The organism is Arundinibacter roseus, from assembly GCF_004348825.1.
Lineage (GTDB): Bacteria > Bacteroidota > Bacteroidia > Cytophagales > Spirosomataceae > Arundinibacter > Arundinibacter roseus.
The window spans coordinates 1-15,155 of the sequence record NZ_SMJU01000009.1 but is presented as its reverse complement, the minus strand read 5'-3'; the positions used below and the strand labels follow the sequence as shown (position 1 = coordinate 15,155).

The window sequence follows — 15,155 nt, the reverse complement described above, 5'->3', positions numbered from 1 at the left end:
TAGTAAGTGATCAGATTCATTTCAATCCCTTAGTTTTACCCTCATCGTTCAAACATTTATTTTTTATGAAATATCAGAAACACGTTTTTATCTGTACAAATCAGAAAGATGCACCAAAAAAATGCTGCGGAGAAGCTCACGGAATGGCCCTGGTTGATGCTTTTAAGCAGGCATTAAAGGATCGGAATATCGGACCGGAAATCCGTGCACAGCGTTCAGGCTGCCTGGATGTGTGCCCCAAAGGTCCGGCACTTGTCGTATATCCCGAAGGTATTATATACGGAAATGTGCAACTTTCGGATGTAGACGAAATTGTAGAAAGTCACCTAATTAACAATCAGCCCGTAGAACGATTGAAGTTGGATTTTTAACAAAAAAGACCACTGAGGCATCCTGGCCCTGATTTATACGGTCTGGTTCAGGATGCCGCTAACCTGATTATTACTTGAAATATAAGCATCTTTTTTTCGATCTCGACCACACGCTATGGGACTTTGAGCGGAACTCAACGGAATCTCTGACGGAGGTGTATCACCTGTTTAAGATGCAGGAATTGGGCATACCTTCACACGAACAGTTTATTACTACCTACTTAAAGATTAACTATCAGCTTTGGGCACAACTCGATCAGGGGCTGATTGCGCATAGCGATATTCGGGAAAATAGATTCAAGCTGGTTCTTTCTGAACTTGGTGTTCCTTCCCCGCCAAATTTCCGAACGATGGAAGATGCCTACATTGAGCTGCTGCCAACCAAGTCGTACCTGCTCGACGGAGCGCTGGATGTGCTGGACTATGCGCGCGAACGAGGCTACGATCTCCATATCATTACCAATGGATTTGATTTTATTCAGGATAAAAAACTTCGGAGTTCAGGAATCGTGCAGTATTTCACTCACCTCATTACCAATGAAAATGCGCAGGCGCGCAAACCCGACCGCCGGATTTTTGATTATGCCATTACCTGCGCAGGAGCGCAGTGCGCTGAGTGCCTCATGATTGGTGATAATTGGGTGGCAGATATTCTGGGGGCCAAACGATTTGGGATGGACACCGTTTTCTATAATCCCGCCGGACATATGTTTGATGAAGCACCTACCTACGAGGTACGGCACCTCAACGAACTGAAAGATATTTTGTAAGAGCCTGTTTATATGGGAATTTTATAGCTTTTTAAAAAATCTTTCATTGCCAAATTGTTCTTTAGACTTTCTTTTGAAAGCCTGTATGCATTGGCAAGTTCGATAGTCTCTTCTATGTCATCATTTAATAAAGAGAATACTTTATCGATAGATTTAACCATATAAAAAGGATACTGACTGATGCTACAAGCCTGCATACGCAGAAAATCCAGTTCACCTTCAAGATCTTTTATCTGATCTTTTAGAAGCTTATTGTAATTTTTCAGTTGATCTTCGGCCAAATTCTCAATGTGTGTTTGGTCAATTCGTTCAAATTCCAGCTGTAAGCGCAAGAGACCTAATAAATTATTTGATTCGTATGCTTCTGTTACACGCTGCATGATCTGCGTTTTACGCTCACGTTCCTGCGCGTCGGGCTCCCGGTCCGGGTGAAATGCCTTGACGAGATCCATATAAATTGAGCGTACAGATTTGGTAATACTTCGTGCTTCAATTTCCTGCTTTACCTGGGTCTTGGTTTTGGGGCGTTTGGCCTTTTTCTCTTCCTTCTGCTGCTTTTCTGCTTCAAACTCTTCGCTTTCCAGAGCTAACTTTTGGGCTATTTTCTCAGCCAATTTTTCAGGATTGTCAAGATCGGCATCTTCATCAAGCTCAATTCCAGCCATTGAAAAAAAATCTTTCATGTAATCCTTGCTCAACGAATCCATGTATTCCTGTTCTTCTTGATAGGTATGCTCGTGATACTTATCAAACATCGGGATGAGCACTTCGTCAAAGTTGCCGGACTCAAGCAGTTCATAGATGTCTTTCTTGATTAATGAAACCAGCTTTTTCTTTTCTGTCCGGGTAAAAAACGTCGAATCATGAGCACGGTCATAAACCTGAAGTAATGCTACATTATGCTTATAGTACTCATCACGTTTCGGGACGAAGACCGTTTGTATCTGTTGTTGAAGCATTACCAACCCTTCCCGGAATTTTAAAACCTCCTTTTCAAGTTTTTCAGTTTTAGCTACAAGTTTATTAAAGTCCTTCTGAGGCTTCGACTGTTCGGTTTTATCTTTTGTGATCTGAATGAGCTTGGACATTTCAAAAATTAGTTTAGAACAAAGGTTAGTAACAAACCTAATGCTGTTGGTTATATGTGAGCTTACGAAGAGTCAGAACTCATTCTACCCAATTCCTTTGTCAAGATGTGGTGATGCAAAAATAGTATAAGGCACTTTGAGAGTAAAACAATTTGACAAAAGGTTTTATAGGTGGCAGGCCGCAAAGAGGATTCCCATTCACATTTGCAGGATATTCAGTATCTTTCAAAACGATTTTTCTTGCCTGCCGCAGGAAGCATTAGAATCTTTTTACTCAGTACCAATTCCAATTTCTGTGATAAAAACTATGAAACGGTTAACCTTAGTTCTTCTTCTTAGTCTTTCTCTAAAAGTCGCTATGGCCCAAACTACCTACGATATCTGCATCTATGGCGGAACTTCCGCAGGTGTAATAGCAGCCTACACCGCCAAAATGAATGGAAAGTCGGTGCTGCTGATTGAGCCCTCGCGGCGGCTCGGAGGACTAAGTTCGGGAGGGTTGGGACAAACCGACATCGGAAATAAATATGCCGTTACGGGCCTGGCGCGCGACTTTTACCGCCGCATCGGGCAACATTACGGGAAGTTTGAGCAGTGGACGTTTGAACCCCACGTAGCGCTGAATCTTTTTCAGCAGTACATCAGCAGGGCAAAGGTTGAGGTGTGGTACGACTATCGGCTTTTTTCGGTCAAAAAGCAAAAGGGAGTCATTGAGGAAATTGTGGTCGAAAATGCTATTTATCCTGAATCAAAAACCAACCGGACGATTCGCGCAAAGGTATTTATAGATTGTACCTACGAAGGCGATTTGATGGCCAAAGCAGGCGTGAGCTACACCGTAGGTCGTGAAGCCAACAGCCTCTACGGCGAAACCTGGAACGGTGTACAAATGCTGGATAAACATCAGTTTCCCAAGGGGATCAGCCCGTACCGCATTCCGGGCGATTCTACGAGCGGGTTGCTTTGGGGAATTAGTGAGGCACCTTTGCTACCCAACGGGAGCGGCGACAAGAGTGTACAGGCCTACAATTTCAGAATATGCCTGACCAATAATCCCGAAAACCGAATTGCTATCACACGCCCGCCACGCTATGACTCTACAAAATATGAACTACTTCTGAGACAGGTCGCTATCGAAAAACCTGCGCACATCAACTGGGGTGTGCTGCACATTGCGGATATGCCTAATCAGAAAACGGATATTAATAATAAAGGTGGGCTATCAACAGACATGATCGGAATGAATTTTGCCTATCCCGAAGCTGATTACGAAACCCGTCAACAGATCATACAGGAGCATCTCGACTACACCAAAGGCTTTCTGTACTTCGTGGGGCACGATCCACGGATGCCTGTTCATTTGCGGGAACAAATGCTGGAATGGGGCTATCCGAAAGATGAATATCTTGAAAATGACCATTTTACCCCGCAGCTTTACATCCGTGAAGCGCGGCGCATGATTGGCGAATATGTCATGACGCAGCACAACTGCGAAAATCGGGAAGTGGTGCCCGACGGCATCGCCATGGCTGCCTACTCCATGGATTCACATAATTGTCAGCGGCTCATTGTGAAAGATCCTGACACTGGCGAAGCGATGGTACAAAACGAAGGCGATGTGCAGGTGCACGGCTTTCATCCCTACCCAATCAGCTACCGCTCGCTTGTTCCCAAACGCACTGAATGTACCAATCTGCTTGTTCCTGTTTGCCACTCAGCAAGCCACATTGCCTATGGTTCTATCCGAATGGAGCCGGTGTTTATGGCCCTTGGGCAGGCCGCGGCTGCGGCCGCTGTGCTGTCGCTGAATGGTGGGAGTTCTGTTCAGGAAATTTCGGTAGAGGACTTGCAGCGCAGCCTTGTAACTAACCCTCTGGCAGACGGCAGCCGCCCCGAAATATTACTTGACAATGATGTTACGCCAGATGCCGTACACGCGATGGGCGAATGGAAAAAAAGTACTGAAGGCGGAAAATATGCGCGTACGCAACTCGTGGATGAATCAAAAGGAGCCGACAGAAAATCAGTCCGGTTTATTCCGTCGATTCCGGCGCAGGGCCGCTACGCGGTATATATTTTTAATCCTTATCCGGGCGGTGGCGGTGGAAATCCGGCGCAGTATGATGGAAAAACAACCGGAAAATCCAGTAAAACCAAGATTGAGATTCAGGCTCTTAAAACCCAAAAAGTACTGACGCTCCCTACTCAAACTCAGGTAAACGAGTGGATCAAAGTAGATACCTTTGAATTTGTGGCCGGGACAGACAACTACATCGAGCTGTCGAATGAGGGCGCGGATGGAATCGTAGTGGCAGACGCCATTTTACTGATCCCGGTGGAGTAGCGACGCCGTGGCACCTTCATTAATCTGATTGATGCGGTGCTCCATAACTGCGGCAATGTTGACGGCCCGTACTTTGGCTTCGGTTGCTTTTTCGCCTTCAAAAAGTTCGTCTACGGTTTGGTAAAAAAGTGCCAGCCATGCATCAAAATATTCTGGTTTAAACGGATGATGCTCATTTAATTTAAAATGCGGCGGCATGGGCCGTCCCCGATATTGACCTGTACCGAAAAGAATACTTTCCCAAAAGTCATACATTTTGGGCAAATGCGAAGGCCAGTCAACGTGGGCAACTTCATTGAAAATCATGCCGATGGTTGCATCGGCCCGCACTTTTTCATAAAAAGTATTGACCAGATTTTCTACATCCGTGCGATTTTGTATATCAGAGAGCATAGCGAAGTACAGGTTGAAATGTTTCTATAAACCAGAAAAATGACTTCATTCGCTTGTTTATAGTTTGTGTAACTAACAGTACAAAGTTCGGGTTTCGTTCGTGAGCCGGCTATGATATAAATCAGCCCAAACGTTTTTTATTCATTGGAAAAATGGGTGGTTTTTTACCTTTGTCTGCCAAAACAGACCTTCAACATCTTCTGAATCCTTATGTCTTTTCCGGTTCATGTAATAAAAATTGGTGGAAATATCATTGATAATCCCACAGCCTGTACAGATTTTCTACGGGTATTTGCGCAGATTTCTACCCCAAAAATCCTGATTCATGGAGGAGGGAAAATAGCCACGCAAACTGCTGCAAAACTAGGTATCGAAACCCAAATGGTCGATGGCCGACGTATTACGGACCGCGCCATGCTCGATGTCGTTACGATGGTTTATGGCGGGTTGGTCAACAAAAACCTTGTGGCTCAGTTGCAGGCAGAAAGTTGCAATGCTATTGGTCTGACGGGCGCTGATGCCGGGATTATCCGCTCCACAAAACGACCTGTAAAGACACTTGATTATGGATTTGTGGGCGATATTGCAGAGGTAAATTCCGGGCAACTCAATAGCTTTTTGAAAAGCGGATTAATCCCTGTCATTGCCCCGCTCACCTTTACTTCTGAGGGTGTATTGCTCAACACCAACGCCGATACCATGGCATCGGCCACCGCGGTTGCATTGGCGCCTTTGCAGCCTATAAGTCTGATTTATTGCTTTGAGAAAAAAGGAGTCTTGTCAGATCCCGACGACGACGAGTCGGTTATTCCATCGCTTACGCCCGAATCGTACGCAACGTTCAAAGCCTCCGGCGTGATCAATCAGGGAATGATTCCAAAACTTGATAATGCTTTCAAAGCTTTGGAATCAGGTGTGAAATGGGTGATTATTTGCCACGCCCAGGATTTAGCTTTGGCTGCGGAGGGAAAAGCCGGTACGGTTTTGAGTCTTGAAAAATAAGAGAAGGACTCTTTTTCCACAAAGCCTAAAAACGTACCGGAAGAGTTTTCTTTACCGCAATTTATTTTCCAAAATCAACACACCTTTATTGCCGGTTTTCCACCGTTCCAGATCTTCTTTGGCCGTAGGCGTGATGGCGAGGTAGAAAGAGCCCAACAACAAATCCAGGTCTCCATCTTCGTCTATATCCGCAGCTTCCATCGTGAGCCATCGCCCCCGGTTGGTTTCGGCAAAAGTACGCGGGAGAAAGGTGTTGTTTCCTTTGTTTTCAAGATATACAAAACTACGCACGGGCGAGAGGCTGAAATCCGGAAAAAAAGCAATGGCGGCAATGTCCAGATCGCCATCTCCGTCAAAGTCCCGGGCAAGGGCTTGTGTAGCGCCGTCGAGCGGGTAAAAGAACGTTTCCTCAAATTTGTCCTTCCCTTTATTCATGAAAATCCGAATGCCGTGGTAGGGTTTCAGTAAATACGATTTATCGCCATTGTCGCCGTTGGCATATAAAATATCTAATTTCCCATCACCATTAAAATCATGCAATTCAAAAGAACCCGAGCCGTAGGTAGGTGGAAAACGCAGCAGGACTTTCTTGGCAAAATTCCCTTTACCACCGTTCAAATACACCGAAATCTGCTCGTCGCCCTGCGCCCACAGGACCCACAAATCTTTGCGCCCATCGCCGTCATAATCTTTCCAGTAGGTCATGCGTGCACCGGGACTATTTTCAATCATACGCTGAGGCATCGAATCAGTGGCCGACCCTTGATACCAGGCGAGTTTTCCGGTGTAGTTGCCATATTCACAGACGATCACGTCTTCGTAGCCATCCTCATTAACATCCGCCCATGTTGCATGTACAGGGCGTTGCAGCTTGTTGATAAGCCGCTTGCCCCGCCAGTTTCCATTTTCTTTTTTTATTGAAAGCAGCGCACCTTTGCTGTCATCGTTTGGGTCCATCATGCCCATACTCAGCAGATCCCAACTCTCGCCGGACACGGAACGAAAATCAGAAAACGGACTTTCGGGATTGAACAGCGAATCCACGATTTGCAGATTTCTATTCATAATAAATACTCCACCCGGCCGCTGACTTACCCAAATCTGACGAGTAAACTGATCGTAGCGCACCGAAGTCACCGTAGCCGCTATGGGGTCTTTGGGGTGTTTTGGGGTAAAATTGGGGAGTGGCAACAGCGTATCCTGTGGCGCCGGGCGAAGCAGGCTGTCGGGTGCTTTTTGTAAATAATAAGCAACAATACTTTCCCATTCTGCCTGACTTACCACGGGCGATTCTGGAAAAATTCCTAATTCCATGATTCGCTTTTGCTCTTCATAATTCTGAAAAATAGACGAATCAGATCCGGCTACCGAAAGCCCCAAACGTGGTGCCATGTAGGGAAGAACGCCATTTTTCCAGGTTTTTTTGTCCAGCAATTCCGGTTCAGGAAAGGCGTGACAACCCGAGCAATGCTGCCGGGCGAGTACTTCTCCGTTGGGCTTCCGGGATTCTCCACAGGACCAATACACGAGCAATCCCATCAAAAACAGCGTGGCGCTGCTCCAAATCGTACGAAATCGCCTCATGCGTTCAGAAGATTCTGGAGCGCGCGGGCCACCTTATCAAACTCAAACCGGGACAATTCTTCCTGCATACGTTGCGTCACTTCGGGCAGATTCAGGTTGCCAATGCTGCCTTCATGTGTGTGTTGCAGCTCGCGGGGTGCTACGTAGGTTTCTTCGGCGATTTCTTTTCCAACCTGCCGGTACGCATCCCGAAAAGGCACGCCCTGCATCACGAGTGCGTTTACACGCTCCACGCTAAATAGAAGATCGTAGCGGGCGTCGTCCAGCAAATTCGGTTTTACCTGCATATGTTGCAACATAAAGGTAGCCACGTCGAGGCAATCCAGCATTTCATCGAAAGCAGGCATCAAGATTTCTTTCAGTAGCTGCATGTCGCGGTGATAGCCCGAAGGCAAGTTGCTGAGTACAAGCGTCACTTCCATGGGTAGCGCTTTGAGCCGGTTGGTTTTGGCACGAAGCAGCTCAGCAACGTCCGGATTTTTTTTGTGAGGCATGATGCTGCTTCCCGTCGTGAGGTCATCGGGAAGGATAATAAATCCAAAGTTCTGACTATTATACAAACATACATCCATCGCCAGCCGTGACACCGTTGCGGCAAGCGACGCCAGCGCTGCAAGAGCGGCCTGCTCCGTGCGGCCACGACTCATTTGGGCGTAAACAACGTTATGATGAAGCCCTTCAAAACCAAGAAGTTGGGTGGTCATTTTGCGGTTCAATGGAAACGAAGAACCATAACCCGCTCCCGAACCCAGCGGGTTGCGATTGGCAAGACGGTAAGCGGCATTAAGCTGCACCACATCATCAATAAGCCCTTCGGCATAGGCCCCAAACCATAACCCAAAGGACGACGGCATCGCAATTTGCAGATGCGTGTAGCCGGGTAAAAGATCGTTTTTATGTTGTTCGGCGCGGGCATTCAGCACCTGAAAAAGGGCTTCGGTAGCCTGTACCACCTGCGTCAGGCGGTCACGAACGTAGAGTTTCAGATCAACCAGTACCTGATCGTTGCGTGAGCGACCGCTATGGATTTTCTTGCCGGTATCGCCCAGGCGGCGGGTTAGGAGCAGTTCTACCTGAGAGTGAACGTCTTCGACACCCTCTTCAATCACAAACTCGCCCTGTTGTATGAGTTGATAAATCGCTTTGAGTTCTTTCTGTAAATCAGCAAGTTCGGTGGAGGTCAACAGTCCGATAGATTCGAGCATCGCCGCGTGAGCGAGATTCCCCAAAACGTCAAATTCAGCCAGATGAACGTCCAGTTCACGATCGCGGCCTACGGTAAATCGTTCGATTTTTTCGGAAGTCGTGGTATTTTCTTTTTGCCAGAGTTTCAAGGTCGTATTGGGTAAAAAATGATCAAAAATGGAAGTGTCAAAGTTCGAAAGGTTTTTTGAGAAAAAAATAATTAGTGTCAGATGAATCAGGTTCTGATAAACTTTCTTCTGCAAGCCCTGCGATGTAGCGGAAGCACCTTCCATATTTTAACTGAAATTATAGCGCTGCATTCTTCGTTTTTACAAAAACAATTACGCAATTTAGCTTCACAATTGATTCATAAAATATGAACACTTCATCCCATACAAAAGCTGCGCTCGACACCGTGATGAACGGCCTCATGAGCCGATACCAGGAACGCGTTCCTGACGTAAAAGCCATTCTTGCCGCCATGATTCAGGAAGGAATAATTGGCCATGAAAATGAAATAGAAAACGACCATATTGCCTTTCGGACGCTGGGAGTGCCGCATTTGGGCATTGCCTCTTTTGAAAAAATATTCCTGCATTATGGCTACCAAAAGCGCGAGTACTACAACTTTGAAGGTAAAAAACTCGACGCTTTCTGGTTTAGTCCGCCGGAGCCACACTATCCCCGGATTTTTGTTTCTGAACTTCGGGTTAAAGAACTTTCTGAGGAAGCGCAGGCGATTATCCATAGGTACACGCAGGAAGTTACGAGCGACCCGGTAGATAGCCTGGACCTGAACGACGGAGCCGCTGTGGATGCGTTTTTGCATCAGCCGCTGTGGCGTACGCCGCAGCTGAGCGACTATTTGGCACTGCTAAAAGAAAGCGAATATGCGGCCTGGGTAATTTATAACAGATATTACCTCAACCACTTTACAATCAGTGTGCATAACTTACCGGAAAGCTATAACACCGTAGCTGAGTTTAATGAGTTTCTTGAAAAATACGGATTCAAACTAAACGATTCAGGAGGTAAAATCAAGAAAAGCCCGGACGGAGGTTTGCTCCAAAGCTCCACGGTAGCCCAGATGATTGAAGCAGCGTTTGCCGATGGTGAAACGCACACGATTTCGGGCTCGTATGTAGAATTTGCCGAACGTCGGATTCTGCCTGAATTTTCGCATCTACCGGCTGACCAAATTCAGCGTATGCACCGACGCGATGGCTTTGAAGCGGGCAATGCCGATAAAATTTTTGAAAGTACCTACACGAGCCAAACCAGCCGCTGATTAGTCATTGACCAGAAAATACACGATCCGGCAGGCGTTTCCAGAGCTTGCCGGATTTGTTTTGTCCGAAATGGTCACATCTACTGTATGATTCCCCGGTTTCAGCGTATCGGCCAGCAAAAGGTACCACGGCAGATGCAGTTGTTGACTCCATTGAGTAAACAGGTCAATCGTTTGGGCTTTTTTACCGTCAATCCGATAGGACAAAATCCCGGCATCAGGCCCCGAAACTACGGCAATTCCAATGGCTCTTCCAGTAAAATTCAGTTTAAAAGAATCACCGATTACCTCGCCGATGAGCATCGGAACATCCACGAAACCCGGTCGGGTAGCCAGCGGAGGGTAGGGTTTCCATTGGGGATCAATCTTGAAACCTTTGGTAGGTTCAGCCTCTTCAAGTGCTACGTAGTGAGCTTTTGAATACGAAAATTTGTCGAGCGGCGCAGGAAGTTGAATAGATTCAGTTTGAGAATTCAGATCCGCATTTTGTAATAAAGTCTTGATGGATTGAAAGTAAAGTTCCTGCCCGTAGGGTGACGGATGTAAATCTTTAAAATCATATGTCCACGAAAACTCCCTGGCCTGTACACGGTCATAGATTTCCTGCGAAAGATTAATAAACGAAGCGCCGTAATGTGCTGCTACCTGCCGATGCACCGCTACCTCAACCGGTTCTCTACCAGCGTTGTAGTCGCCAAATTTGTCGGGATCAGCAAAAGGCATCAGTACTACGCTCATGGCGGGATTTGCCTCATAGGCTTGCTGCAAAATTCCTTCCAGGGCCCGAATTTGAGCTTCTTTACTAAAACCGTTTGTCCGGTCATTTACTGCACTTTCGACAAACAGCAGGTCGGGTGTTCCTTTTTCCAGCACATCTTTTCCAAAACGAAATGCATGCGGCGTGCTTCCCAGCGACGGAATTCCGGCCGTAATAAAGGTAAACTGCGTATCCGAAAAACGTTCCTGCAGGTACTGCGCCACTTTGTTGCGCCAGCCCGGATTATGCGTAATGGATCCTCCCAAAAACGCCACAGTTCCTGCTTTTTTACGCTCAAAAACCGACAAGGCATTTCCAACGCCCCGATTAGGTTCCAGGTAGGGCTCATGCGGCAACAGCTGCTGTACCGGCACGCTATGCTGCTGAATGAAGTCGGCCCAGCGCTCAGGATGCTCGATTGGGAAGTGGTGGCCTTCCAGCGTTTGTTCGCCTCGGCTCATGGAGTAAATGGTCGCCGGGCCGCCCAGTCGGGTGTAGGCTTCCACGAGTGGAAACGTGTTTTCTTCGGGCGGCACAATCTTGTCTTTCAGGCTGATGACGTGTAAAATCGGAATCTTGAAGGCGGCCATTCCTTCCAGATTATGCAGCGGAATATCTTTAAAATCTTTTGCTGTTTGGTCGGTAAGGCCGTATAGTTCCAGCCAACGCTCCCAATCTTTGGGCGAGCCCGTGCCTTTTCCCTGTCCGCCCGGCCAGCTTTTTGGGTCACAAACCGGCGCTTCGGCATAGATGCAGATGACCTTCTCTGGATTTCGTTTGGCCCATCCGTACACATACAGCCCGCCCCGGCTGACTCCTTCGAGCGCAACTTTGGGCGCAAAATTTTTGCTACCCGTCAGATACGAATAAAAAGCATCCCACACGCGCATGGCCTTTGGGTGGCCAAACCAATCGTTGGTATTTACGTAAGCAATGTGAAAGCCGCGGCTGAGCAAAATACTGTCCATCTCGGTATGCCAGGTCGGGAAGTGCGCCCGCCACACCCACGGATTGCCGGGTAGCGCCTGCGCAGGCTTGATGTACCAGGCAGTGGTGTTTTCAAAGGCAAATTCAACCTTTTCAAAACCTTTCCAGACCGTAGTTTTTTCTGTGGATTGCGCAAATGCGGTACTCGTTCCTGACAGCAGAAAGTAGAGTAGGTATGTGCTTAATTTTATAGTTTTCATGGGATAAAAAGAAACTGTCACGCGTGCTATACTTTGCTATTCAAACTGAATCCGTATTTTTAGAGTCAAATCATAACCTAAACTATTTCATGCGATTTTTACTTTATGCTATTTTTTGCATCAGCCAACTGATTCTCTTTTCGTCAGCCGCCCAAACCATCCCGACCATTTTATCCGAGCGTCAGCGGGCCGAAGCCGTAGACGCCATTCTGGAAGATCGCTTCGAAAATCTGCTTCCTCAACTCATGCGTCGGGAAGGCGTAGATATGTGGGTGATTATTTCGCGGGAATACAACGAAGACCCCGTCATGAAAACGATGCTGCCCAGTACGTGGCTATCGGCCCGGCGCCGAACCATCATGGTATTTTATGATCCGGGAGAAAATAAGCCGTTGGACAAATTGGCCATTGCCCGCTACGATGTCGGTACGCTGCTCAAAGGGGAGTGGGACATTAGCTCCAATCCTGATCAATGGGACGCGCTGATGAAGGTAATTCAGCAAAAAAATCCTAAAAAAATTGCGCTCAATTTCTCTAAAAACTATGCCCACGCCGACGGGCTGACACATACCGAGCAGCAGGAATTTATGGAAAAATTACCCAAAGCTTTTCACGCCCGCGTCACATCCGCCGACCGGCTTGCCGTGGCGTGGCTGGAAACCCGCACCGAAAAAGAAATGGCGATTTACCCCATGATTTGCCGCATTTCGCATCAGATTATTCAGGAAGCATTTTCTGAAAAAGTCATTCAGCCCGGCGTCACCACCACCGACGACGTGGTGTGGTTTCTGCGGCAGCGCGTCACCGATTTGGGGCTTGATACCTGGTTTCATCCCACGGTCGATATTCAACGCGCCGATGCTACCAATTTTGACCACTTACGCACCTTCGCCAAGCGGCCCGGTCAGCAGGTGATTCTGCCCGGCGATCTTCTTCACCTGGATTTTGGAATTACCTACCTGCGCCTCAACACCGATCAGCAGCAACATGCCTACGTACTCAAACCCGGTGAAACCGACGTGCCAGACTACCTCAAAAAGGCCTTTCAGCAGGGAAACCGTTTGCAGGAGATTTTGACGGAACAATTTACAGCTGGAAAATCGGGCAATCAGATTTTGGCCGATGCGCTCGCTCAATCACAAAAAGAAGCAATTAATGGCACCATCTATACGCACCCGATTGGCGTGCACGGTCATGCTGCGGGCCCTACCATTGGCATGTGGGATGCACAGGGAGGCATCAAAGGCCCCGGCGACTACCCGCTGTTTGACAATACGGCCTATTCCATTGAACTGAATGCTGCGGTGAAAATTGAGGAATGGAACAAAACCATCCGTATCATGCTGGAAGAAGATGGCTACTATGACAAAACCGGCTTCCGCTACATCAACGGCCGGCAAACGGAAGTGTACACCATTCCGAGAAAGATTGAGTATGTTCGGTGAGGGTTGGGGGACAGAAGTGTTGTCAAATCTCTTCAAAATTTTATTAATTTAACATAGATTTAATCAACACAGGCTTAGAGCGATGAAAGATAAAAAAGAACTACTCCGACAGGTGAAAGCCACTGTCAAAGCAACAGACCCTACCGCTACGCTGATCTTATTCGGTTCCTACGCCAGGGATGACTACAACGAAGGTTCGGATCTTGATTTGCTGATCCTGATTGATAAAGAATATATCAATGCAGCTGATAAAAAAAGACTTACCTACCCGCTATACGATATCGAGTTTGAAACCGGTACGTTAATCAGCCCCATGGTTTTTTCAAAAAAAGAATGGGAATCGCGCAAAGGAAAAACGCCTTTTCATGAAAATGTAAGTCGGGAAGGGAAAGTTTTATGAAAGAGCAAGACCGGGTTCAATTATCGATATACAGGATCAAACGAGCCAGAGAAACCTTTAACGAAGTGGCTATCCTGCTGGAAAATGGTTTATGGAATACGGCTGTGAATCGGCTTTATTATGCTTGCTATTACGCTGTGATCGCTTTGCTGATACGGCACGAAATTAACGTGAATACACACGCAGGAGTGAGGCAAATGTTTGGTCTTCACTTTGTGAAAACTGGCTTCATTGATAGTGAGTTAGGAAGATTTTATTCCAGCATCTTCACCATGAGACAAAGCGCTGATTACGAAGATTATTTGGATTACTCAAAAGAAGATGTTTTGGATTTGCTGGAATCTGCGAATGAGTTGATCAAGCGAATCGAAGAATTATTGGAATAATCGAATGGAACAAAACCATCCGTATCATGCTGGAAGAAGATGGCTACTATGACAAAACCGGCTTCCGCTACATCGACGGCCGGCAAACGGAAGTATATACGATTCCGAGAAAGATTGAGTATGTGCGCTGAGGGGAGATTTTAGTGGGATTATTTATTTTTAAATAGATAGCCAGCCTCCATGGGCTGTGTCGCACAGCCCGCTCGCAAGCACCACATCCGATTTTGGGTTGAAAAACAAAAGTCTCAATAGGTAGCGGTGTATAGTAGCTTTGGTTTTCAGGGCTCTTAGACACAACCTATGGAAAAGGTATTTTACAAATACAAATAATTTGATTAAATATTCAATTTATATTAGATACTATTTATGGCAAAAGGAAAAGGTTCAGCTGTTTTTATACTTGTAATCATTGGAGCAGTGTTTGCGGTGCTATCAAAAATTATTGAAGTGATAGGAGAAAATATAATTCTATTTGGATCCATTGCTTTTCTTGCTTTAATCATGATTTGGTATGTCAAGTTTATTGAAAGTAAAAACCTGAAAAAAATAAAAGAAGAAACTATTTATAAAGAAAATATTGACACTATTAAAAGAAAGTATCAATTCGAAAAAAATAAAATTGAAAAAGCTGTTGAAATGTTTTTCTACCAACTTGAAAGACTTGAAAATGATTTAGTGAATTTAAAACAAGAAACCATTTCTTTAACTAATAATTATGATCCCGTTCATTCAATTAAAGATCTTCAAAATATTTTAAAGTTAGATTATTTTAAGTACGACGTATGGAATTTGTTTTATGAAGATAAAAAATTTGATAAACTAAATATTAATAGACTTGTTGCAATGGGAAAATAGTCTTAAATTTGGCACATGAAAATATCGATAAATGATCTAAAAAATGAGCGTCAATGGCGTTCTGCAACCGGACTTAATAAGGAAAGATATATTAAGTTGT

Annotated in this window: 14 protein-coding genes and 1 pseudogene; 10 read left to right on the top strand and 5 right to left on the bottom strand. The window is 46.0% G+C overall.

The features are described 5' to 3' along the window. Positions 1 to 65: 65 nt before the first annotated feature. Together EZE20_RS15000 and EZE20_RS14995 are read left to right on the top strand one after the other, a co-directional pair. Complete coding sequence (locus EZE20_RS15000) at positions 66 to 371, top strand: (2Fe-2S) ferredoxin domain-containing protein (RefSeq protein ID WP_132119094.1); 306 nt, start codon at positions 66 to 68, stop codon at positions 369 to 371. A 74-nt stretch (positions 372 to 445) separates the two neighbouring features. Continuing rightward, complete coding sequence (locus EZE20_RS14995; RefSeq protein ID WP_132119092.1) at positions 446 to 1,141, top strand: YjjG family noncanonical pyrimidine nucleotidase; 696 nt, start codon at positions 446 to 448, stop codon at positions 1,139 to 1,141. Positions 1,142 to 1,149: 8 nt separating this feature from the next. On the opposite strand, the gene EZE20_RS14990 is transcribed toward EZE20_RS14995, so the two are convergent. Further along, positions 1,150 to 2,229, bottom strand: a complete 1,080-nt coding sequence (locus EZE20_RS14990) for a hypothetical protein (RefSeq protein WP_132119090.1) — start codon at positions 2,227 to 2,229, stop codon at positions 1,150 to 1,152. A gap of 307 nt (positions 2,230 to 2,536) precedes the next feature. On the opposite strand from EZE20_RS14990, the gene EZE20_RS14985 reads away from it, so the two are divergent. Further along, entirely contained in the window at positions 2,537 to 4,573 is a 2,037-nt protein-coding gene (locus EZE20_RS14985; protein WP_132119088.1) for an FAD-dependent oxidoreductase, read from the top strand. On the opposite strand, the gene EZE20_RS14980 is transcribed toward EZE20_RS14985, so the two are convergent. Then, positions 4,553 to 4,966 carry a group III truncated hemoglobin gene (locus EZE20_RS14980; RefSeq protein WP_132119086.1) on the bottom strand — a complete coding sequence of 138 codons (414 nt, stop codon included), beginning with the start codon at positions 4,964 to 4,966 and terminating at the stop codon, positions 4,553 to 4,555. The genes EZE20_RS14985 and EZE20_RS14980 overlap by 21 nt on opposite strands. A gap of 210 nt (positions 4,967 to 5,176) precedes the next feature. Here EZE20_RS14980 and argB point away from each other — a divergent pair, with 210 nt between their 5' ends. Next, the gene (gene argB, locus EZE20_RS14975; protein WP_132119084.1) at positions 5,177 to 5,968 is read left to right on the top strand and encodes an acetylglutamate kinase; all 792 of its coding nucleotides are present in this window, start codon (positions 5,177 to 5,179) and stop codon (positions 5,966 to 5,968) included. Between the two features lie 51 nt (positions 5,969 to 6,019). Here the strand turns inward: argB and EZE20_RS14970 are convergent, their stop codons facing one another. Continuing rightward, positions 6,020 to 7,552, bottom strand: coding sequence for an FG-GAP repeat domain-containing protein (locus EZE20_RS14970; protein ID WP_132119082.1), 1,533 nt, complete (start codon positions 7,550 to 7,552; stop codon positions 6,020 to 6,022). Next, the gene (gene argH / locus EZE20_RS14965) at positions 7,549 to 8,886 is read right to left on the bottom strand and encodes an argininosuccinate lyase (protein WP_132119495.1); all 1,338 of its coding nucleotides are present in this window, start codon (positions 8,884 to 8,886) and stop codon (positions 7,549 to 7,551) included. The genes EZE20_RS14970 and argH overlap by 4 nt, the downstream gene beginning before the upstream one ends. A 227-nt stretch (positions 8,887 to 9,113) precedes the next feature. On the opposite strand from argH, the gene EZE20_RS14960 reads away from it, so the two are divergent. Then, positions 9,114 to 10,025: a DUF1338 domain-containing protein gene (locus EZE20_RS14960; protein ID WP_132119080.1), complete on the top strand. Its 912-nt coding sequence runs from the start codon at positions 9,114 to 9,116 to the stop codon at positions 10,023 to 10,025. Here the strand turns inward: EZE20_RS14960 and EZE20_RS14955 are convergent, their stop codons facing one another. Beyond that, positions 10,026 to 11,969, bottom strand: coding sequence for an SGNH/GDSL hydrolase family protein (locus EZE20_RS14955; RefSeq protein ID WP_132119078.1), 1,944 nt, complete (start codon positions 11,967 to 11,969; stop codon positions 10,026 to 10,028). Positions 11,970 to 12,058: 89 nt separating this feature from the next. Between EZE20_RS14955 and EZE20_RS14950 the strand changes: the two genes are divergently transcribed. From EZE20_RS14950 to EZE20_RS14935, 5 genes and pseudogenes are all read left to right on the top strand, one after another. Beyond that, positions 12,059 to 13,414: a M24 family metallopeptidase gene (locus EZE20_RS14950; protein ID WP_132119076.1), complete on the top strand. Its 1,356-nt coding sequence runs from the start codon at positions 12,059 to 12,061 to the stop codon at positions 13,412 to 13,414. 82 nt (positions 13,415 to 13,496) lie between these two features. After that, positions 13,497 to 13,814 carry a nucleotidyltransferase domain-containing protein gene (locus EZE20_RS14945; protein ID WP_132119074.1) on the top strand — a complete coding sequence of 106 codons (318 nt, stop codon included), beginning with the start codon at positions 13,497 to 13,499 and terminating at the stop codon, positions 13,812 to 13,814. Further along, on the top strand, positions 13,811 to 14,200 hold the full coding sequence (locus EZE20_RS14940; RefSeq protein ID WP_132119072.1) for a HEPN domain-containing protein: 390 nt from the start codon (positions 13,811 to 13,813) through the stop codon (positions 14,198 to 14,200). Before EZE20_RS14945 ends, EZE20_RS14940 begins: the two co-directional genes overlap by 4 nt. Beyond that, positions 14,191 to 14,331, top strand: a pseudogene (locus tag EZE20_RS24635) (M24 family metallopeptidase); the annotation flags it as partial. The gene EZE20_RS14940 and the pseudogene EZE20_RS24635, both read left to right, overlap by 10 nt. Before the next feature lie 235 nt (positions 14,332 to 14,566). Further along, a complete protein-coding gene (locus tag EZE20_RS14935; protein ID WP_132119070.1) occupies positions 14,567 to 15,055 on the top strand; it encodes a hypothetical protein in 489 nt (162 codons plus the stop codon). The last annotated feature ends 100 nt before the right edge of the window (positions 15,056 to 15,155 follow it).